Origin of the sequence: Mucilaginibacter gossypii (genome assembly GCF_900100945.1) — a bacterium.
Classification (GTDB): domain Bacteria; phylum Bacteroidota; class Bacteroidia; order Sphingobacteriales; family Sphingobacteriaceae; genus Mucilaginibacter; species Mucilaginibacter gossypii.
Genome location: NZ_FNCG01000004.1, coordinates 1 through 20,713 on the forward strand (window position 1 = coordinate 1; position 20,713 = coordinate 20,713).

17 protein-coding genes are annotated in these 20,713 nt (G+C 42.1%); 12 read left to right on the forward strand and 5 right to left on the reverse strand.

All coding sequences use genetic code 11. The features are described 5' to 3' along the window. Positions 1 to 216: 216 nt before the first annotated feature. From BLS28_RS08935 to BLS28_RS08950, 4 genes are all read right to left on the reverse strand, one after another. Positions 217 to 594 (reverse strand): nuclear transport factor 2 family protein, encoded by a 378-nt coding sequence (locus tag BLS28_RS08935; protein WP_091165001.1) that lies wholly within the window; start codon positions 592 to 594, stop codon positions 217 to 219. Positions 595 to 641: 47 nt separating this feature from the next. Continuing rightward, positions 642 to 1,319, reverse strand: a complete 678-nt coding sequence (locus tag BLS28_RS08940; RefSeq protein WP_223266289.1) for a LytR/AlgR family response regulator transcription factor — start codon at positions 1,317 to 1,319, stop codon at positions 642 to 644. Positions 1,320 to 1,322: 3 nt separating this feature from the next. Next, entirely contained in the window at positions 1,323 to 2,858 is a 1,536-nt protein-coding gene (locus BLS28_RS08945; RefSeq protein WP_218134392.1) for a sensor histidine kinase, read from the reverse strand. Between the two features lie 160 nt (positions 2,859 to 3,018). Further along, the gene (locus BLS28_RS08950; protein ID WP_176844415.1) at positions 3,019 to 3,891 is read right to left on the reverse strand and encodes a transglutaminase family protein; all 873 of its coding nucleotides are present in this window, start codon (positions 3,889 to 3,891) and stop codon (positions 3,019 to 3,021) included. A gap of 44 nt (positions 3,892 to 3,935) precedes the next feature. Here BLS28_RS08950 and BLS28_RS08955 point away from each other — a divergent pair, with 44 nt between their 5' ends. Next, positions 3,936 to 4,535: a hypothetical protein gene (locus tag BLS28_RS08955; protein WP_091165003.1), complete on the forward strand. Its 600-nt coding sequence runs from the start codon at positions 3,936 to 3,938 to the stop codon at positions 4,533 to 4,535. A 122-nt stretch (positions 4,536 to 4,657) separates the two neighbouring features. Here the strand turns inward: BLS28_RS08955 and BLS28_RS08960 are convergent, their stop codons facing one another. Further along, the gene (locus BLS28_RS08960; RefSeq protein WP_143020720.1) at positions 4,658 to 5,785 is read right to left on the reverse strand and encodes a BamA/TamA family outer membrane protein; all 1,128 of its coding nucleotides are present in this window, start codon (positions 5,783 to 5,785) and stop codon (positions 4,658 to 4,660) included. A 207-nt stretch (positions 5,786 to 5,992) separates the two neighbouring features. Between BLS28_RS08960 and BLS28_RS08965 the strand changes: the two genes are divergently transcribed. The 11 genes from BLS28_RS08965 (at position 5,993) to cyoE (ending at position 20,712) form a co-directional block, all read left to right on the forward strand. After that, on the forward strand, positions 5,993 to 6,973 hold the full coding sequence (locus BLS28_RS08965; protein ID WP_090530168.1) for a deoxyhypusine synthase family protein: 981 nt from the start codon (positions 5,993 to 5,995) through the stop codon (positions 6,971 to 6,973). 252 nt (positions 6,974 to 7,225) lie between these two features. Beyond that, entirely contained in the window at positions 7,226 to 8,509 is a 1,284-nt protein-coding gene (locus tag BLS28_RS08970) for a c-type cytochrome (protein WP_091165012.1), read from the forward strand. Between the two features lie 36 nt (positions 8,510 to 8,545). Further along, positions 8,546 to 11,608, forward strand: coding sequence for a TAT-variant-translocated molybdopterin oxidoreductase (locus tag BLS28_RS08975; RefSeq protein WP_091165016.1), 3,063 nt, complete (start codon positions 8,546 to 8,548; stop codon positions 11,606 to 11,608). A gap of 26 nt (positions 11,609 to 11,634) precedes the next feature. Continuing rightward, entirely contained in the window at positions 11,635 to 13,107 is a 1,473-nt protein-coding gene (gene nrfD / locus BLS28_RS08980; protein WP_091165019.1) for an NrfD/PsrC family molybdoenzyme membrane anchor subunit, read from the forward strand. Between the two features lie 5 nt (positions 13,108 to 13,112). After that, a complete protein-coding gene (locus tag BLS28_RS08985) occupies positions 13,113 to 13,649 on the forward strand; it encodes a DUF3341 domain-containing protein (RefSeq protein WP_090530157.1) in 537 nt (178 codons plus the stop codon). Next, complete coding sequence (locus tag BLS28_RS08990; protein WP_091165023.1) at positions 13,633 to 14,217, forward strand: c-type cytochrome; 585 nt, start codon at positions 13,633 to 13,635, stop codon at positions 14,215 to 14,217. Before BLS28_RS08985 ends, BLS28_RS08990 begins: the two co-directional genes overlap by 17 nt. A 13-nt stretch (positions 14,218 to 14,230) precedes the next feature. Beyond that, positions 14,231 to 15,499 carry a quinol:cytochrome C oxidoreductase gene (locus tag BLS28_RS08995; protein WP_090530151.1) on the forward strand — a complete coding sequence of 423 codons (1,269 nt, stop codon included), beginning with the start codon at positions 14,231 to 14,233 and terminating at the stop codon, positions 15,497 to 15,499. 48 nt (positions 15,500 to 15,547) lie between these two features. Continuing rightward, positions 15,548 to 16,735: a cytochrome c oxidase subunit II gene (locus BLS28_RS09000; RefSeq protein ID WP_090530148.1), complete on the forward strand. Its 1,188-nt coding sequence runs from the start codon at positions 15,548 to 15,550 to the stop codon at positions 16,733 to 16,735. Between the two features lie 20 nt (positions 16,736 to 16,755). Then, positions 16,756 to 18,645 carry a cytochrome c oxidase subunit I gene (locus BLS28_RS09005; protein WP_175490027.1) on the forward strand — a complete coding sequence of 630 codons (1,890 nt, stop codon included), beginning with the start codon at positions 16,756 to 16,758 and terminating at the stop codon, positions 18,643 to 18,645. 145 nt (positions 18,646 to 18,790) lie between these two features. After that, a complete protein-coding gene (locus tag BLS28_RS09010) occupies positions 18,791 to 19,849 on the forward strand; it encodes a COX15/CtaA family protein (protein WP_091165029.1) in 1,059 nt (352 codons plus the stop codon). Then, entirely contained in the window at positions 19,846 to 20,712 is an 867-nt protein-coding gene (gene cyoE, locus BLS28_RS09015) for a heme o synthase (protein ID WP_091165033.1), read from the forward strand. The genes BLS28_RS09010 and cyoE overlap by 4 nt, the downstream gene beginning before the upstream one ends. Position 20,713: the final 1 nt, after the last annotated feature.

Sequence of the window (20,713 nt, forward strand, 5' to 3'; positions counted from 1 at the left end):
GCCCCTGCAGCCGCACCGCCCAGCATCGTTCTGCTCGTTTTCACCCGAAGCTGATCTGCTGCGAAAAACCACATTTTTTATCTTGTCATGGGTAGCCCGTAGGAGCATAGTGGGTAGGGCCACTGCGCTCAAGTCTTCGACAGGCTCAAACTGACAGGCTTCTTTTGTAGTCACATCTTCATGTCCGCCGGACTTTCAAACTTAGCATGAGTTTTATCAACTAATATCCATTATCCCAACAATTTTATCTCCGTCAAAAGTGAAAATTGAATGCCCTTTCAGATTTAACTCATCACCTTTCTTTAATCCATTTGGCAGGTCGGCGGCTAAAATTGCGTTATAGTCAATAGCTATTTCGGTTTTGTTGCCGGTGTGTTTAAAAGACCGGATAATTTGCTCGCGGCGTTCAAAAAGCTCAGTTGCCTGTTCGGCCTGGCTCCTGAATGCTGCTATACCATCTAGCTCCATATCCACATCACCGTTTGATATGTTTTGAAATTTAACGGATGGTGCGAGGTTTTTAAGCATGTCTTCAACATCAAAGTTGTTATAGGCCTTTACATAATTGCTGATGATAAGTTCACGTTGCTGCATAAGCTAAAGATAATGATTATGCCAGCGTATAAACGATCTGTAAGGGATTATTTAATCATTCCCAAATTCGGCACATAAGCGCCGCCTACAGGCAGCAAAAATCCATTTACTGTTACCTGATGGCGTTCTATCTTATCAATTTTATTTACAGCGGCAATAAACGACCGATGGATCCTGACAAACTTCTCAGCCGGCAGTAGCGCCTCAACTTCAGTGATGGTCATGCGGGTAAGCACTTTGCTATCCTTTAATATAAAATTTACATAATTACCTGTGGCTTCTAAATGATAAATGTCGTCGAAGTTAACGCGCACCTGCTCATAGCCGGTTTTCAGGAAAATGTAATCCTTAACCTCGGCCGTGTTCCTGAAACTATAAAGTTCATAGGCTTTGTTGCAGGCTTTTATGAACCGGGTAAGCGCGAAGGGTTTCAATAAATAATCTACCGCGTCCAGTTCAAAGCTGGTAACAGCGTGTTCGGTGTAGGCGGTGGTAAATATCACCAGCGGTTTTTTATTGAGACATGTTAACAGATCGATGCCCGAAATATCGGGCATCTTAATATCCAGGAACAACAGATCCACAGGTTCGCGCTGCAGATAATCCATCGCTTTAAAGGCATCGGTAAACTCGGCTTTGAGGTCAACAAAAGGCACTTTTGCAGCATGCGAGCGGATCACATCAAGTGCTATGGGTTCGTCATCAATGGCTATGGCAGTAATCAAAGCTTATTGCAGTTGTATAGTTAAATGTATAAAAAAATCTTTGGCACTTTCGCGGATCACCAATTCGTGTTTGTCAGGATATAAAAGTGCCAGCCGTTGTTTAACATTCTCCAGCCCTATACCATTGTTATATTTTTCGGTATCGTTAACTACTTTGGGATGGATGCTGTTATGCACATCAAAGTAAAGTGTATTTTCCTTGGTTTGCAGGCTGATATTGATATGTGAAGGTTCGCGCAGGCTGATGCCGTGTTTAAATGCGTTTTCAATAAAGGGGATCAGCAGCATTGGGGCAATTTGCAGGGCATTAACATGCTCTTCAATTTGAAGTACAATAGTAATATCGGGCGATGTTTGGGTACGGAGTTTTTGCAGGGCGATATAGTTATTAAGATAATCGATCTCGCGTACCAGCAGTATTTTTTCCTGCATGTTTTCTTGTAGCATAAAACGCATCATATCGCCCAGTCGTTGCACACCTTCGGCGGTACGTTCGGCATCTTCCTGTAAAGCTGTTCCGTAAAGTGTATTTAATGCGTTAAACAGGAAATGCGGGTTAATTTGTGAGCGAAGGAAATCCAGATCGGCAGTGGAGCGGCCGAGGGCCGTTTTGAGATGTACAATCTCCTGTTTTCCGGCAAGATTACGCTTATAAATCATCCAGCTTATAGGAGCAACCAATAATATCTGGATGCCACAGTTAAAGGCACCTATGATAAACACAGGTTCTATATTTACCTTGTTAAAAATAACTGCTGTTAAAAATCCTATCGGCACACTGATCACCAGCATTATGCCTGTAACCTTAAACAGGTAGTTAAAGAAACCCCTATTTTTGGCAAATGTTGCTGGTATAAGGCTATAGAACGAAAAACTAACATTCCCAATGCCTGTCAGCGCTATAATCACAAACGTAACTATCAATTCATACTGGGCTTCGGAAAGCGCCAGCAAGAATGTTGTGATCATACAAATAACCAGGGCTATAACACAGCCACGGGTAATTACCTGGTATTTGGCGTTTATTTTATCAACGTTACTCAATAAAAACCGGGTAGCAAATTTGACCATGCTATAAAAAGTAAGCATCATTATTACCCACAAAGCGTATAATACATTTGTTTTAAAAACGATGTTATACACATAATCGGCCGATTTATGGTAAAATAGATATCCCTTAAGCCAGGTATCGGTAATGCCGAATAGGCCCCAAAGGGCAACAAGCAAGGCCAAACCCAAAATGATATGCCATGCTACCCGCCTTTTTTGTGCTAAGGCCGGTACTATAATAAAATTCCAGAGCAGGTAGGCGCCGTAATAACCAGTGTACCTAAACACCTGCGGGAAAAAGAAATATTTAGAGTAGGAGTAGTGCAGGTGGTAATTGTTGAACATGTACCGGTATGGGGTCCATATTTCATTATCGACACTGTTAGACACTTTGGCTAACAGAAGGAGCAGGCCAAAAACATAAATAGTGGTTGCGGCCCAAAATTCAATTTTGCCAAGGTTAAGGTTTTTTTTCAGGAGATCGTTCATCGTGTTTTGAATTATGCCCGCAAGGTATAATTCACAATACTACTGAATAAATAAATGGGATGAAACACAGTATCGGTGTGATGAAGGGCCCCCTAACCCCCTAAAGGGGGAACAAATAGCAGGTGAAAAGATGAAATCCTGCAAATCAAAAGCACCCCCTTTAGGGGGCGGGGGGGGCTTCCATGATATTTAGCAGCTCATTCAACTCCCTCACCTTTTCTGCCGAACCCAGATTTTCGTAGGCACTGATGAGGTTGCGAAGCACACGCTTAATAATATCAGTGTTGGAGCAGGGTTCGTAAAACTGCTTATCAAATTTAAGTTTAAGCTGTTTCAGGAACATATCCACATCGCGCCTGCCGAACAGGAAGCCTTTGTTAAAGGCGTTGATATAAAACAGGATCCCGCTTTCAAACTCGCTTTGCATACTCTCGTCAAGATAGGCGAGGATAAAATGCTGGGGAAGATTTACGCCGTAAACAGGGATATCCAGCTTTTGTGCAATGATAGAGTAGATAATCGCCAATGAGATCTGGTTGCCTTTTTTAGTTTCCAATACCTGGCTCAGATAGCTGTTTTGCGGATCGAGGTGATTGGCGGTATTACCGCTGAAACCGTAGATGTTGTAAAACACATGGTTGATCAACTTAACCTGCTCTTTCGGGCTGGCCTCGTTCATCATCTGGATCCAGATATCTCGTTTAATAGCTTCTATCTGGTTAATTACCTTTTGCTCATCAAGGTCGGGATATTGGTATCGGTTAATGATGAGGATGCCCTGCAACAAGTCGAACGCGCCGCTTTGGTTCCAAAGTTTTAAATCGTTTTTAAGATTACTGAACTGAATTTCATGTACCAGGTTGGCAATGCGTTCTTGTTGAATAGGGTCAAAAGCCTGTTCAAAGGCCGACTCGAGATAAGTAATAGCCTCTGCTCCATATGAAAACAATTTGTTATACACATGCTCAAAGATCTCGCTGTCCGGATCATCCAGCAGGCGGATCAATGAATTTACTTCAGTTGGATTTATCATACGCTGTAATGCTAAAATACTAAACCTTTTCTATTTTTACAGCAATGTATAATATAAGGTATGGGCTTAATTACCTGCGGCACCGTTTTTTGGCCAACAACAGGCACGGCATACACTCTCCATTTGTTTACAAGCTGATTGATACGGTTATCTACGATTACAGAGGCCAAAAAGTGTACCGCGATATTAAAAAAATCGCCCAAAAACAACATTCTGACAAGGGTGTGATAAATACACTGCCGTTAAAATTTTACCATCTACTTTATAGGTTTTGTGTTTACCTTAAGCCCCAAACGATATTGTTAGCTGATGCGGAGGATTACATCACCGAATTTGTTATTAAACAATCTAACCCCGAGGTTCAAAGTGTTTCATCAACAACATCAGGCATTCGCCAGGTTGACATGATACTGGCAGATGCCTTAAAACAAAGACCTGTCAGTTATCTTGAAAAGATTATTCCGTCTATCCATGATGACAGCGTTATCATATTTACAAATATCTATCGCAATGCATCCACCAGGCAATCATGGGAGCAGCTTAAACTAAACCAGCAGGTTAGGGTAACTATTGATCTCTTTTATATCGGCCTGGTATTTTTTAAGCCAGGAATGAGTAAGGAAGATTTTAGGGTGAGGTATTAACCGTTGGTTCGTTCATGGTTAATAGATCATAGTTCATGGCCGAAGTGTGGTTGTATTAAATCACTCAATCCATTTACGATAATTTGCTATGAACTATGATCCGTCAAATATGAACTTAAAGATCAAAACGACTGTCCCAATGCAATATAAAAACCGGTTAATCTTTTTTCGTTCGGGATCTTCTGGCCTACGCCATAGTCAATACGTACGGCAAGCCCTTTTTCTACATCAAAAAAGTAACGGATGCCGCCGCCATAGTTTGGTTTTAGTTCGGATGTGCTGAAGCTGCTTTTAAAAACTTCGCCCCCGCCAACAAAGCCGGCAAACCCAATGCGGTCGCTTAAGCGGTAGCGTAGTTCGGCCTGGCCGGCAATCATGTTACGGTCACGGAAACGGCCATTGTAATAACCGCGCATCAGTTCGTCGCTTCCCAGGCCGGGTAGTAAATAAAATGGCGAAGTGCTGCCGGTAAGGCTTTGTTCCTGCACATCGAGGCCGAGTACCCATTTAGGTGCCAGCAAAAAAAACTGCGAGTATTCGATATTAAAGAATCCGCCTTTATAGTCATTATTGCCAAACATGCCGTGTATAGCCTGGAAATAGGCGTTTACGATGAGCCCTTTGGTGGTGTATGTATTATTGTTCCTGTTATCGAATGTGATGGTTGGTCCTATATAGGCGCTTGGACCACCGCCATGGTCTTCAACGCGAGGATCGGTATAAAATATACCTGTCTTATCATCGTCTCTGAATTTGTAATCCCAGGCACCGCCTGTTATGCCGGCATACAGGTTATTGGATATTTTTTTTTCGGCGGTAAAATTAACCTTGAACCGCTTTTGACCAATCCTGTCGGAATTGGTCTTTAATGTATTGTTGCCGATACCATAAAAGTTGAAAGGGAAATTGATGTAACTGATGCCGGCTGTAAGGTGATAGTTGTTTGCGGGTGTCCAGTAGCTGGTAGTAAGGCTTAAGCGGCTCTGGCCTTTGGTAGTAATGGAGGCATAGCCAAAAACATTGGATACCCTTGTATTGAGTTTTGAAGTATCGGTATAAAAAGAAAGGAGACCCGCACCGCCAACTTCAAGGCCGGTTTCCGGAGCGGAGCTTAATACAGGCAAAATAACAAAGCTGCTTTTGCGGGAAGTATCTTTATCAAAATACATTCGCTTTACAATGCGGGAGATTTGTGAAAAGGCACTGGTTGAAAAAGCGCAGACCAGTATTAAGGTAACAAGTTTCTTCATAGATGTTTGTCGGGGCTAATATAACCCATTTTGTTTTATAAGGTTCTGCGAACGGGCATTTTTAAAATTAGAATGACAATATGCTGAGGGGGTAGGGGACAGGAAGCTAATTTTAGGTATGAAATGGTTATAAAAAGATAAAGGTTCATTTAAAATTCAATTTAACTAAAATGTCTACTTTTGCGGCTGAAATTTTATTGAAATATTATGAGCACTACAAGAGGACCTATTTCGCAGTTTATTGAAAGAAATTATCTGCACTTTAACGCCGCGGCATTAATGGATGCAGCTAAAGGCTATGAAACACACCTTGAAGAAGGCGGTAAAATGATGGTAACCTTGGCCGGTGCCATGAGTACAGCCGAGCTGGGTATTTCACTGGCCGAAATGATCCGCCAGGATAAAATTGCTATTATATCATGTACAGGTGCTAACCTTGAAGAGGATATCATGAACCTTGTGGCACACTCACACTACAAAAGGGTGCCTAACTACCGCGACCTGAGCCCCCAGGAAGAGTGGGACCTGCTCGAAAATCACTATAACCGTGTTACTGATACCTGTATTCCTGAAGAAGAAGCTTTCCGCCGTTTGCAAAAACACATTCATAAAATTTGGAAAGATGCTGATGACAGTGGCGAGCGCTATTTTCCGCATGAGTACATGTACAAAATATTATTGAGTGGCGAGCTGGAGCAATACTATGAAATTGATCCTAAAAACTCATGGATGCTGGCTGCTGCCGAAAAGAACCTGCCTATCGTAGTACCAGGCTGGGAAGACTCAACCATGGGCAACATCTTTGCTTCATACGTAATTAAAGGTGAGCTTAAAGCTTCAACCATGAAAAGCGGTATCGAATACATGGCATGGCTGGCCGACTGGTATACTAAAAATTCATCTGGCAAAGGCATCGGCTTTTTCCAGATAGGTGGTGGTATAGCCGGCGACTTCCCGATATGTGTTGTGCCGATGCTTTACCAGGATATGGAAATGCATGACGTACCATTCTGGAGCTATTTCTGCCAGATCTCAGATTCAACTACTTCGTATGGTTCGTACTCGGGCGCAGTTCCAAACGAAAAAATAACCTGGGGCAAGCTTGACATCCACACACCTAAGTTTATTGTAGAGAGCGATGCTACGATTGTTGCACCGCTTATTTTTGCCTGGTTATTAAAACAATAGATAAAATTTTATAATTAAAGTTGGATAATAATTATTCCCTAAAAATGTCAAATGACATTAATATGCATTTAGCAGCGTTTAAACGCAGTTTTCTGTCTATTTAGAACGATTATAAATTATAGGTTGGTGTCATTTATGTGTCACCGATAGTGTATAAAATTATACTTTTGTGCCTGTAATTATCCGATGAAACATACATCTTACAACAGTTTCAATCATTAATATAAAAATTATTTAGCATAAATACACTGTATGAGAAGTTTCTCATTGATTCTTAAACAATTCTCAAGGTCGGTTTTACTGATTGCCGGGTTTGCTTTTTGGAGTTTATCAACTGCGTACGCGCAAACTGACGCTGCTAAAGGCGAGGCCATTTTCAAATCAAAATGTACTACCTGTCACAAAATCGACACCCGTTTAATTGGTCCGGCATTAGGTCCGCAGCTTACTCAAGAAACCGACGATAAATATCTTATCCAGTGGATTCAGAATAACCAGGCGCTGATTGCTGCTAAAAACCCTAAGGCACTCAAAATTTATAATGAGTATAACCAGTCGGGCATGACCGTATTTGCTGACCTTAGCGATGCTGATGTAGGTAATATTATAACCTACGTTCGTGCTACCTGGAAAGACATGCAGGCTAAACCTGCAGGCGGTGCTACCGCTGCTCCGGGTGCGAAAGTTGAAAGCGGCCCGAGCGATATGGTTGTTTACGGTTTGATCGGTATTATCGTTATCGCTTTCATCGTTATCCTGGTACTAAACAGGGTAGTAGGTTCTTTAGAGCGCATTTTGCTTAAAAACAAAGATCTTATTATTGAAGACGAGGTTGTTACTCCGGAAGGTGCTGTAGCGGTTGATGCTAAAAAGGAATTTATCACTAAGATCCTTAAAAACAAAAAACTGGTATTCTTTATATTGGTTGCCGGTACTGTTGCAATGTGCAGCTGGGGTTGGGTTACTTTATGGAACACCAACGTTCACCAGGGTTACCAGCCGGTGCAACCTATTAAATACTCGCACGAGTTACACGCCGGTATCATGAAAATTGATTGCCAGTACTGTCACTCAGGTGCATACAAGTCAAAAAATGCTTCTATCCCTTCATTAAACGTGTGTATGAACTGCCACAAGGTTGTTAAAACCGAATCGGAAGAGATTCACAAGATTTATGATGCTTTGGGTTACGATCCAAAAACACAGAAGTATGACAGCACCGCGGCTAAACCAATTCAGTGGGTACGTATCCACAACCTGCCCGACCTGGCTTACTTTAACCACTCACAACACGTAAAAGTTGGCGGGATTAAATGTCAGCAGTGCCACGGCCCGGTACAGGAAATGAAAGAGGTTTACCAATACTCTCCGCTTACCATGAAATGGTGTATCCAATGCCACAAACGTACCGAAGTTAACGGTAAAGGCAATGCTTACTATGACAGCATCCTGGCTGCACACGATAAGATCAAGAAAGGTGAGAAAGTTACAGCCGCCGTATTGGGTGGTATCGAGTGCGGTAAGTGTCACTATTAATAAAAAGAATTTAGCATTACAGTTTATACAGCTTAAATGGACAGCAATAAAAAATACTGGAAAGGTTTAGAAGAACTAAACAGAACACCAGAATTTGTTGAGAAAAATAAGAACGAATTTGCAGAGCCAATTCCTATCGAGGAAGTGCTTAGCGGATCTGGTTTATCAGCTAAAACTCCACGCCGCGACTTTTTAAAAGCGCTTGGCTTTGGTGTTGGTGCGGTTACATTGGCAGCTTGTCAGAAAGTGCCGGTGCATAAATCAATTCCGTACCTGATCAAACCTGAAGAGGTTACCCCGGGTGTGGCTAACTATTACTCTTCAAGCTATGAAGGTCAGGCTATTTTGGTTAAAACCCGAGAAGGTCGTCCTATCAAAGTAGAAGGTAACCCTAACGATGTGTTTTCAAAAGGTGGTTTAAGCGCCCAGGCCCAGGCTTCGGTACTTGACCTGTATGATGTTAACCGTTTAAAAGACCCTAAGTTAAAAGGTGTCGAAGCAGGTTGGGCCGAGGTTGATGCTTATGTAATGAAAGAGCTTGCAGCTGTTGCTGCATCAGGCAAAGGTATCCGTTTGGTTACTTCTACTGTATACAGCCCTTCAACCTTAGCAGTTATTGCCGAGTTCATCGCTAAATACCCTACTACAAAACATATCAATTATGATGCGGTTTCCTACACCGGTATCATTCAGGCTAATCAAAACAGTTTTGGTAAAGCAGTATTGCCTCACTACAATTTTGATAAAGCCGATGTAATTGTAAGCTTTGGTGCTGATTTCTTAGGTACATGGATCTCTGGCGAAGAATTTACCCGCCAGTACGTTTCAAACCGTAACAGCAAATCGCTGGCCAACAAAAAAATGTCTCGTCATATTCAGTTTGAAACTGGTATGAGCATGACCGGTACTAACGCCGATGCCCGTATCACTACCAAACCATCTGAAATTGGCGTTGCATTAATAAACCTTTACAATGCAATCTCTGGTACTACTTTACCTGGTTCAAAAGCAACCGGCAACAAAAAGGTGGATACCGCTATCCAGTTAGCCGCTAAAGAATTAGTAGCAGCTAAAGGAAAAGCATTGGTTGTTTCAGGTTCAAACGATGTTGCTACACAAGTATTGGTAAACGCTATCAACTCATTGTTAGGTAGCTACGGTACTACTATCGATTTGGATAACCCATCAAAACAATACGCTGGTAACGATGCTGCATTTGTTGAGTTTGTAAGCGAAGTAAAACGTGGTGATGTTGGTGCAGTATTATTTTTGAATGCTAACCCTGCTTACGATTATTACAAAAATGATGAGTTTAAAGCAGCGTTGAAAAACGTTCGTTTAACAGTATCATTTGCTGATCATGACGACGAGACAGCTTTATTAGCTACCGTTAACGCTCCAAACCACCATTATTTAGAGACGTGGGGCGATGCTAACGCTGTTGAAGGTTACTACACAGTAGTACAGCCAACAATTAATCCGGTTTACAACACCCGCCAGGCAGAGCACAGCTTACTGGTTTGGATGGAAAACCCTATAAAAGATTACTACACTTACGTGCGCAAAACCTGGGATTCGGGTTTGTTGGCAAAAGGAGGCTTGTCTGGTCAAAAAGGCTGGGAAACCTTGTTGCAAACAGGTATGATTATAGCTGCTCCAGCAACCGCAGGCGCTTACAGCTTTAGCCTTGACCTTGCCGGTGTAACCCAAAAAATATTAACCCAAAGCAAAGCTGTTGCCGCTGATGGTGACAAATTTGAATTACAGCTTTATGTAAGCCAGGCTATAGGTGATGGTAAACGTGCCAACAACCCATGGTTGCAGGAACTTCCTGATCCGGTTTCAAAAGTTACCTGGGATAACTTTGCTGCCATGTCAATTTCTGATATGAAGAAATTGAAACTGGAAGAAGGTGATGTGATCAAAATCGAAGCTAACGGTTACTCAGTTGAGTTACCGGTATTAGCCCAGCCTGGTCAAACTCAGGGAACTTTATCTGTTGCTGTAGGCTATGGCCGTACAAATGCTGGCCCGGTTGGTAACTACGTTGGTAAAAATGCTTTCCCATTCTTTAGCTTAAGTAATGGTACTTTCCAAACTGCTGCTGTAGCATCATTCAAATCGGCTGGTTACAAATCGCCGCTTGCGCAAACACAAACCCACCACTCGTACGAGGGCAGGAGCGTGATCCGCGAGGCTACTTTTGTTGAATACAAAAAGAACCCTGCTGCGGGAAGCGGTAATGAGCACGGTCGTAAAGATTACAACGCTGAATCGCTTTGGGATAACCACGATCGCCCTGTTTATGACTGGGTAATGGCTATCGACCTTAACGCTTGTACCGGTTGCGGTGCCTGTGTGGTTGCATGTTCTGCAGAAAATAACATCCCGGTTGTAGGTAAAGATGAGGTTTCACGTCGTCGTGAAATGCACTGGATCCGTATCGACCGCTACTATAGCTACAATGACCATGGCAACAGCGAAGAAGCAGTTACCAAAGAAAAGGAAATTGATAAGCTTGAGAACTTTGACAATGTATCGGTTGTTCACCAGCCAATGCTTTGTCAGCACTGTGACCACGCACCTTGTGAAACTGTGTGCCCGGTATTAGCTACCGTTCACTCGTCAGAAGGTTTAAACCACATGGCTTACAACCGTTGCGTAGGTACACGTTATTGCGCTAACAACTGTCCGTTCAAAGTACGTCGCTTTAACTGGTTCAACTACTGGAACGATGCACGTTTTGATAACTACCTGCAAGGTGAGCATACACAATTAGTACTTAACCCGGATGTGGTTACACGTTTCCGTGGTGTTATGGAAAAATGCTCAATGTGTATCCAACGCATCCAGGCTGGTAAACTGAAAGCTAAAATTGAAAAACGCCCGCTTAAAGATGGCGAAATCAAAATGGCTTGTCAGCAAACATGTTCTGCCAACGCTATCGTATTCGGTAACAGGAATGATCCTAACTCTGAAGTTTCAAAAGCACTTGCAAGCGAAAGAACTTACTACGTGCTTGAAGAACTTAACGTACAACCAGGTATTGGTTACCAGACAAAAGTTAGAAATATAATAGAAACTGAAGCTCAGGCATAAATTTTTATATACAGAGATTAAGATATATGGCATCTCATAGTGAATCAATAATAAGGGAACCGTTAATTACGGGTAAGGACATCACGTATGCAAAAATTACGAATGATGTATTACGCCCTGTAGAAAATATGCCGGGTAAAGCCTGGTGGATCGGCTTTAGTGTAGCCTCGCTTGGCGCCTCGCTTTGGGTTTTCGCAATCAGCTGGACCTTCTGGTTCGGTTTGGGCGAATGGGGCCTGAACAAAACAGTAGGATGGGCCTGGGACATTACCGGTTTCGTATGGTGGGTAGGTATCGGTCACGCCGGTACGCTTATCTCGGCGGTATTGTTACTGTTCCGTCAAAACTGGCGTAACTCTATCAACCGCTCGGCCGAAGCGATGACAATCTTCGCGGTAATTTGTGCGGCTACTTATATCGCCGCTCACATGGGCCGTCCGTGGATGGCTGTTTATTCATTACCGTTGCCAAACCAATACGGCTCGTTATGGGTAAACTGGAACTCACCGCTTATCTGGGACGTATTTGCGATCTCAACATACTTCTCGGTTTCATTGGTATTCTGGTACACAGGTTTATTGCCTGATATCGCTACCATCCGTGACCGTGCACAAGGTATCCGCCGCCGTATCTACTCGGTATTGTCATTCGGCTGGACAGGTTCAGTTAAAACCTGGCAACGTTTTGAAACAGTATCATTGATCCTGGCAGGTGTTTCAACCCCACTGGTACTTTCGGTACACACCATCGTATCAATGGACTTTGCAACTTCATTGGAACCGGGATGGCACACTACCATCTTCCCTCCATACTTCGTTGCAGGTGCGATCTTCTCGGGTTTCGCCATGGTACAAACCCTGTTGCTTATTGCACGTAAGGTTTTAGGTCTGGAAAACTACATCACCATGTTCCACATCGAATCGATGAACAAAATCATCATGTTAACAGGTTCGATAGTAGGTGTGGCTTACTTAACAGAGTTGTTCATCGCTTTCTACTCTCAAAACGAGTATGAGCAATATGCTTTCGCAAACCGTATAGCCGGTCCGTACTGGTGGGCTTACTGGAGCATGATGACCTGTAACGTAATTACCCCTCAGCTGTTCTGGTTCAAAAAGATCCGTACCAACATTCCGTTGTCATGGGTATTATCAATTGTGGTTAACATCGGTATGTGGTTTGAGCGTTTCGTAATTATCGTAACCTCACTGCACCGCGACTTTATACCATCAAGCTGGGCTATGTTCTATCCAACCTGGGTTGACGTAAGTGTGTTCATCGGTTCAATCGGTGTATTCTTTACCATGTTCCTGTTGTTCATCAGGGTATTACCTTCTGTGGCTATGGCCGAGGTGAAATTACTGTTGAAAAGCTCAAGCGAGCAGGCTAAGAAGAAACTTATGGACGAAGGCCATGTTGTACCGGCCGAAGCAGAATTTTACATCGCTTCGCTGGAGAAATTTGATAGTGTTGAACAGTCTGAATACTTAAAAGCATAATACTAATGAGTAGCACTAAATATATATTAGGCGTTTTTGATGATCCCGATGAAATGATGCACGGGATTGATAAGCTGCAAAAGAACAGCGTACCTATTTATGACGTTTATACGCCTATGCCTATCCACGGTATTGAGGCTAAATTGAACATTAAGGATTCGCGTTTAGGTTATGCAGCATTTATGTTCGGTTGTTTGGGCGGTACCATTATGTTCAGCATGGTTTATTATATGCTTGTTCATGATTGGCCTATCAATATCGGTGGTAAAAACTTCTTTGCTATCCCGGATTTTATCCCGGTTACATTTGAGTGGACGGTATTATGGACCTCATTTGGTATGACCTTTACTTTCTTCTTCGCAAGTCACCTTTTCCCGGGCCGTGCGCCAAGGGTAATGGACCTGCGTGCAACTGATGATAAGTTTGTAATAGCGATCAATGCTAAAGGAAACATTTCTCACGATGATATAACTAATTTACTAAAAGAAGCGGGCGCTACAGAAGTTAAGCATAACGACAGAAAATATGTTAGCTATGAATAAAATTAAAATATTAGGAACAATTGTTACTATTATCGCTGCTTCGATAATTTTTACATCGTGCAAGGATAAAAGGAGTACCGGCTGGGAGTATGCACCTAATATGTACGAGCATTTGGCATACGATCCGGATCAGAAAAATAATAATTTTAAAGATGGTAAAACCGCTCAGTTACCACCTGCCGGAACTATCCCGGTTGGCTTTACCAAATTTGATTATCCAAATACCAAAGAAGGTTATGAATTAGCCAGTGTTGAGGTTAAATCTGTACTGGCACAAACTCAGGCTAATTACGCCGAAGGTAAGATTTTGTTTGAGCACTTTTGCTCACCTTGCCATGGTGTTAACGGTCAGGGTGACGGTTTAGTGGTACAGCACGGTTATCCGGCTCCTCCATCATATTCAAAAGGCCAGTCATCACGCGGTGGTAACATGAAAGACCTTACAGACGGTAAAATTTATCATACCATTACTTACGGTGTAAATGCTATGGGTTCATACGCTTCTCAGCTTGCTCCCGAAGAACGCTGGAAAGTGATCATGTATGTTCACCATTTACAAACCTTATAAGAAAAAGATATTAATGAAGACTCATAATAATTTTGACGGGCAATACGAATTTGTCGGCAAAGCCAAAACATGGAGCTTAATATGCATCGTGATTGGTTTGGTTGCCATACTTGGTGGCTTTGCGCTTGGCTACGCTGAGCGTACCTTTGCCAACCTGTTGCTAATGACCTATTACTTTGCAGCGGTTTGTATGTGCGGTATTTTCTTTTGCGCCGTGCAATATGCAGCACAAGCTGGTTGGTCTGCATCAATGATCAGGATTCCACAAGCTTTTGGTAAAGTTTTACCGATAGCAGCAATTACCCTTATTGTGGTAGTTATCGCAGGGTTTTCATTAACACATACAGTAACCAATGAAGAAGGTAAGCAGGTTGTAGCTCCTTACTTGTACAAAATTTGGGCTGCTGCCGGTGTTACTGATCCTCATAACGAAAATTACAACGCCATTATAGCTGGCAAAGCCGGTTACATGAATAAAGTTGGATTTATAATCCGTTTAATTTGCTTCCTTGGTTCATATTGCATATTTGGTCGTTTATTGGCTAAATATTCAGAAGCGGAAGATGATTTGGGCGGCATGTTCTACTACAAAAAGAGCTTTAACATGTCATGCTTATTCCTGGTGATCTTTGGTTTTACTACACCAATATACGCTTTCGATACCATCATGTCATTAGAAGCAGAATGGTTCTCAACTATGTTTGGTTGGTATAACTTCGCAGCAATGTGGGTTAGCGGTTTATCTGTTATTACACTTACATTAATCAGGTTAAAACGTATTGGTTACTTTGAATGGGTTTCAGAAGATCATATGCATAGCTTAACCAAGTTTATCTTCGGTTTCTCTATCTTCTGGACTTACGTATGGTTTGCTCAGTTCTTATTGATTTACTATGCTAACATGCCTGAGGAAACAGTTTACTTCTTTAAACGCTGGGAGCCTGAGTTTAAACCTTGGTTCTGGATCAACATCGTAGTAAATTTCCTTACTCCGTTATTAGTGTTGATGTCACGTGACTCTAAACGTATCTATCGTACTGTTGAGATTATGTGTATTATCTTGATTGTTGGTCACTGGTTAGATTACTTTATGATGATCATGCCTGGTACAGTTGGTCCAACTTCATCGTGGTTAACTGAGATTGGCCCGATTGAGATAGGCGTGTTCTTAGGTTTCGGAGGTTTATTTACCTTCACTGCGATGACTGCTTTAACCAAGTTCAAATCGTTGGTTCCTAAAAAACACCCGTTCTTACAGGAAAGCCTTCATCATCACATATAATAATTATTACATTTGCACCATATACAGAATACCAAACAGCTTACTAAAATGGGATTCAGAAAACTAATAAATTCTAAAAAACTACTATCGTTCTTCGCTGCGTTTATGCTCCTGGGCACAAACCTGCTGATGGCGCAAACTGCGGCAGGTGCTGCTCCGGGCCAGGAAGAGGCCCCTAAGGTTGACTGGACCGGGATTGCGTATTATGTGCTTATATTTTTCCTGATCTGCTTAGGCGTCGCCATTGTTGGTAAAATCCTCAAGATCTACGATCTTACTTTAAAGATGCAAGGCAAAAAAGGCATTAAGTGGAATACCGTGATGGCTGTAATTTGTATTGTTTTCCTTTTTGTAGGTTTATACGGTGCTTACTGGTCATTCACCGAACAGGGCAGTATGACATTGCCGGAAGCCGCTTCGGCTCATGGCGTTAAAATAGATGAGATGTTTACCGTCACCACTGTTTTAACAATGATAGTATTTTTTGTTACCCAGATCCTGCTGTTTACATTCCTGTTCCAATACCGTCATTCTGATAAACGTCGTGCACACTTCCTGCCTCACAATAATACCATCGAAAAAGTTTGGACAATTGCACCTGCTATCGTTCTGACTATCCTGGTTGTGTTTGGTTTCTTTACCTGGCAGAAGATCATGAACAGCGAAAACCTTAAAGATGATATCAATATCGATGTAACCGGTCACCAGTTTGCCTGGGAATTGCGTTACCCTGGTAAAGATGGTGTATTAGGCCCCAAAGATTTCCGTTTGGTTACAGGCGCTAACTTGTTAGGTGTTAACTTTAAAAAGAAAAGCAGTTTTGATGACTTGAAGGTTGATACTATGTATCTGCCGGTTAACAAATCAATCAGGCTGAATATCCTTGCACAGGACGTGATCCATAGCGTTTATATGCCTCACTTCAGGGTTCAGTTGAACGCGGTACCTGGTTTACCAACCTTCTTTAAATTTACCCCGACTATTACTACCGCAGAAATGCGTACCAAATTAGACGACCCTAAATTTGAATATACCCTTTACTGCAACAAAATATGCGGTGGAAGCCATTACAACATGCAAAAAGTTGTACGTGTTGTTTCTGAAGCCGAATATCAGTCATGGCTGTCAAGGCAAAAGCCTTACCTCAATGATGCTTTAAGAAAAGAGCTTCATTTTGCGGCAGCAAACAACGAGCAAAGCGGTGCTTCAACAAATAGGTTAGCGTTAAATAATTAATAAAGATAAGAAATAGAGATATGTCAACATTAGCAGTTCACGACCACGCAGGAGCCCACCACGACGAACACGGTCACGAACACCATCATGACCAATCATTCCTGTCTAAATATGTATTTAGCATGGACCACAAGATGATTGCCAAGCAATTCCTGATTACAGGTATTACGATGGCGGTTATCGCAATGATTTTGTCAATCCTGTTTAGGATCCAGCTTGCTTACCCTGATAAAACATTCCCGCTGTTAACAACTTTGTTGGGTCGTTTTGCACCTAACGGTCGTATCAGCCCCGATTTTTACCTTGCTTTGGTTACCATACACGGTACTATCATGGTATTCTTCGTACTAACTGCCGGGTTGAGCGGTACTTTTGCCAACTTATTAATTCCATTGCAGGTAGGTGCACGTGATATGGCTTCGCCTTTCATGAACATGCTTTCATACTGGTTCTTCTTTTTAGCCAGCGTTATCATGTTGTCATCTTTCTTTGTACAAAAAGGCCCTGCCAGCGGTGGCTGGACAATCTATCCGCCATTATCTGCATTGCCAAAAGCAATGCCGGGTTCAGGTGAGGGTATGACCCTTTGGCTGATCAGTATGGTACTGTTCGTTGCATCATCTTTAATGGGTGGTATCAACTACGTAAGTACTGTATTAAACATGCGTACAAAAGGCATGGACCTTTGGAAAATGCCTTTAACTATCTGGGCTTTATTCCTTACTGCTATATTAGGTATCCTTGCTTTCCCGGTTTTAGTTGCTGGTGTAGTATTGTTGATATTTGACCGCAGTGTTGGTACAAGCTTCTATTTATCTGATATCGTATTAAACGGCGTACAGCAACCATTTGAAGGTGGTAGTCCGATCCTGTTCCAGCACTTGTTCTGGTTCCTTGGTCACCCGGAAGTATATATCGTTATTATGCCTGCGATGGGTATCTCATCTGAGGTAATGTCGGTAAACTCACGTAAGCCAATCTTTGGTTACCACGCGATGGTTTACTCTCTGATCGGTATCACTGTATTATCGTTTATCGTATGGGGCCACCACATGTTTGTTACAGGTATGAATCCATTCCTGGGTGGTGTGTTCATGATCACTACGTTGATCATTGCGGTTCCATCGGCAGTAAAAACATTTAACTGGTTAGCTACGCTTTGGCGCGGTAACATCAGGTTTACACCTGCTATGCTGTTCGCTATCGGTATGGTATCGTTCTTTATCTCTGGTGGTTTAACAGGTATCTTCCTGGGTAACGCTACTTTGGATATCAACTTACATGATACTTACTTTGTGGTTGCCCACTTCCACCTCGTAATGGGTTCGGCTGCTATATTTGGTATGCTTGCAGGTGTTTACCACTGGTTCCCTAAAATGTTCGGCCGTATGATGGACGAGAAATTAGGTTACCTGCACTTCTGGTTAACATTTATCTGTGCTTACCTGGTATTCTTCCCAATGCACTTTATGGGTCTTGACGGTGTTCCACGTAGGTATTATGCCTTCACCGAATTTGCTTCAATGCAAAAATGGTTAACCATCAATACATTTGTAACCTGGGCTGCTATTATCGCCGCACTTACCCAATTTGGTTTCCTTTATAACTTCTTTGTATCCATCTTCAAAGGACAAAAAGCAACTCAAAACCCATGGGAGTCAAATACACTTGAATGGACTACTCCTGTTGAGCACTTACACGGCAACTGGCCGGGCGAAATTCCAACCGTTTATCGTTGGCCATATGATTACAGCAAACCAGGTGCAGAAGAGGATTATATCCCTCAAACTGTTCCTTACTCGCAAACTATGAGCTCAAACCTTCCGCACGATTTTGAAGATAATCCTGCAGGTTTGGAAGAACTTAATAAGTTTACAAGTACGCTGAAAGCAAACGAACAAGTAAAATAATTAATACTTATCTGATCTTTTAGGGTACCATCCTAATTTGAAGATTTGAAAATGTGGAAAAATTTGAAAATCGATATTTTCAAATCAATAAATTTTCAAATCTTCAAATTCAGAATAGGTACCCTAAATTTTTAGAACTATTTAGATGAGCACAGCCAGAAAAAATAGGTTTCAAAAGATCAATATTACAACCATTGTTCTGCTCTTTGTTTTGATTCTTGCCGGTGGTGTTGTGCGTAGCTCAGGTTCAGGCATGGGATGTCCCGACTGGCCAAAATGTTTTGGAAGGTACATTCCGCCTACTGATATCAGTGATCTGCCTAAAGATTATAAACAGAAATACGTAGCCAAACGGGTTGAAAAGAACCAGCGTTTTGCAAAAACACTTGATGTATTTGGTTACAGTGATCTGGCAAAACGAATACGCGAAGATCGTTCTATCCTTGTGCCTGAGGAGTTTAATGCAGGCAAAACATGGACTGAGTATATCAACCGCGTTATTGGTGCTTTATCTGGCTTTTTTCTTTTGCTTTCTGTTGTTTTTTCATTCAGCTACTGGAAAACGGATAAGAGGATAGCCATCCTGAGTATTTTTAATCTGGTGCTTGTGGGGTTTCAAGCGTGGTTAGGCTCAATCGTGGTATCTACCAATTTGATTGCCTGGATTGTTACCGTACACATGCTTTTAGCGCTGGCTATCTTAGCTATTTGTATTTACACTTATCATGTAGCACGGATTTCGGGTAAAAGTACTTCAGGGTCGTCACCTTTGGTTTACGTTATAACGCTTGCTGCACTGTTTGTAAGTATTCTGCAAATTGCTTTCGGAACCGAGGTACGTGAGAAAATAGATGCGGTTGCCAATCATTTTCAGGGAGGTTACCGTAAAGATTGGATCACCAATGCCGGCGAGATATTTCAACATCACAGGGATATAGCCATTTTGGTGTTGATATTGAACGTTGCTTTGTTTGCTTTGATCCGTAAAGGCTTTAACAGGCATTCTATTCAGCAGCAGCTGATGAGTTTTACATTTTTAATGATCACGTTGCAGATAGTAACCGGGATCTTGTTATCATATCTCGCATTGCCGCCTGTTGCCCAGGCTGCACATATTGTATTGGCGAGTTTAATATTTGGGGCACAGTTTTATTTGCTTTTAAATTTATTTCAGGGTGTTAAGGGTAGGGAGGTAAGCAGATGAAATGGACTGATTTTTCAAAATTGATCAAAACAAGACTTACTACCTTGGTGGTATTTTCGGCGTCGATATCATTTTTAATCGGAAGTCGCGCAAATGGCCATATTGTTTGGATTGATTGGGTAAAGCTTATTATAGGTGGTTTCCTGGTTACATCGGCAGCCAATGCTTTTAACGAAATCATCGAAAAAGATTTGGATAGGCTGATGAAGCGTACTATGGACAGGCCAATCCCTTCAGGCAAAATGACTACGGGGCAGGCATTGGTATTAGGTTTAGGCATGGGCATGGCCGGTACTTACTTGTTAGGCAGCTTAAACCTGTTAACCGGCTTACTATCTGTATTTTCGATTTTATTGTATGCATTTGCATATACGCCTTTAAAACGCAAATCGGGTATTGCAGCAGTTTTTGTTGGCGCTATCCCCGGAGCGTTGCCGCCGCTTATAGGCTATGTAGCTGCGCAGGTTCACGGTAGGATAGACGAAATAGCCTTAATCTTATTCTCTATCCAGTTTATCTGGCAGTTTGTCCATTTCTGGGCTATTGCCTGGGTTTTGGATGATGATTACAAGCTCGCAGGTTTTCGCTTGTTGCCGTCAGGTAAAAGAGATTTAACAAGTGCGGTAATTACGTTTATATTTGCCATCGTTTTATTACCCGTAAGTTTATTGCCAACCTTTTACGGTTATGGTGGTTACTGGGTAGGCGGTGTATCGCTGATATGCAGCTTAATATTTTTATATCAGTCATTTATGCTGTTACGTACCCGGCAAATACCCGAGGCTCGTAAATTAATGTTCGGCTCGTTTTTTTACCTGCCGGTAGTTCAGATAATGTTTTTAGTAGATTTTATAGTTAAGTGAG

What these genes read in the sequence shown, in the direction of transcription:
- BLS28_RS08935 (WP_091165001.1), bottom strand. Translation starts at nt 594, where the DNA reads ATGCAGCAACGTGAACTTATCATCAGCAATTATGTAAAGGCCTATAAC.
- BLS28_RS08945 (WP_218134392.1), bottom strand. Translation starts at nt 2,858, where the DNA reads ATGAACGATCTCCTGAAAAAAAACCTTAACCTTGGCAAAATTGAATTT.
- BLS28_RS08950 (WP_176844415.1), bottom strand. Translation starts at nt 3,891, where the DNA reads ATGATAAATCCAACTGAAGTAAATTCATTGATCCGCCTGCTGGATGAT.
- BLS28_RS08955 (WP_091165003.1), top strand. Translation starts at nt 3,936, where the DNA reads ATGTATAATATAAGGTATGGGCTTAATTACCTGCGGCACCGTTTTTTG.
- BLS28_RS08960 (WP_143020720.1), bottom strand. Translation starts at nt 5,785, where the DNA reads ATGAAGAAACTTGTTACCTTAATACTGGTCTGCGCTTTTTCAACCAGT.
- BLS28_RS08965 (WP_090530168.1), top strand. Translation starts at nt 5,993, where the DNA reads ATGAGCACTACAAGAGGACCTATTTCGCAGTTTATTGAAAGAAATTAT.
- BLS28_RS08970 (WP_091165012.1), top strand. Translation starts at nt 7,226, where the DNA reads ATGAGAAGTTTCTCATTGATTCTTAAACAATTCTCAAGGTCGGTTTTA.
- BLS28_RS08975 (WP_091165016.1), top strand. Translation starts at nt 8,546, where the DNA reads ATGGACAGCAATAAAAAATACTGGAAAGGTTTAGAAGAACTAAACAGA.
- nrfD (WP_091165019.1), top strand. Translation starts at nt 11,635, where the DNA reads ATGGCATCTCATAGTGAATCAATAATAAGGGAACCGTTAATTACGGGT.
- BLS28_RS08985 (WP_090530157.1), top strand. Translation starts at nt 13,113, where the DNA reads ATGAGTAGCACTAAATATATATTAGGCGTTTTTGATGATCCCGATGAA.
- BLS28_RS08990 (WP_091165023.1), top strand. Translation starts at nt 13,633, where the DNA reads ATGTTAGCTATGAATAAAATTAAAATATTAGGAACAATTGTTACTATT.
- BLS28_RS08995 (WP_090530151.1), top strand. Translation starts at nt 14,231, where the DNA reads ATGAAGACTCATAATAATTTTGACGGGCAATACGAATTTGTCGGCAAA.
- BLS28_RS09000 (WP_090530148.1), top strand. Translation starts at nt 15,548, where the DNA reads ATGGGATTCAGAAAACTAATAAATTCTAAAAAACTACTATCGTTCTTC.
- BLS28_RS09005 (WP_175490027.1), top strand. Translation starts at nt 16,756, where the DNA reads ATGTCAACATTAGCAGTTCACGACCACGCAGGAGCCCACCACGACGAA.
- BLS28_RS09010 (WP_091165029.1), top strand. Translation starts at nt 18,791, where the DNA reads ATGAGCACAGCCAGAAAAAATAGGTTTCAAAAGATCAATATTACAACC.
- cyoE (WP_091165033.1), top strand. Translation starts at nt 19,846, where the DNA reads ATGAAATGGACTGATTTTTCAAAATTGATCAAAACAAGACTTACTACC.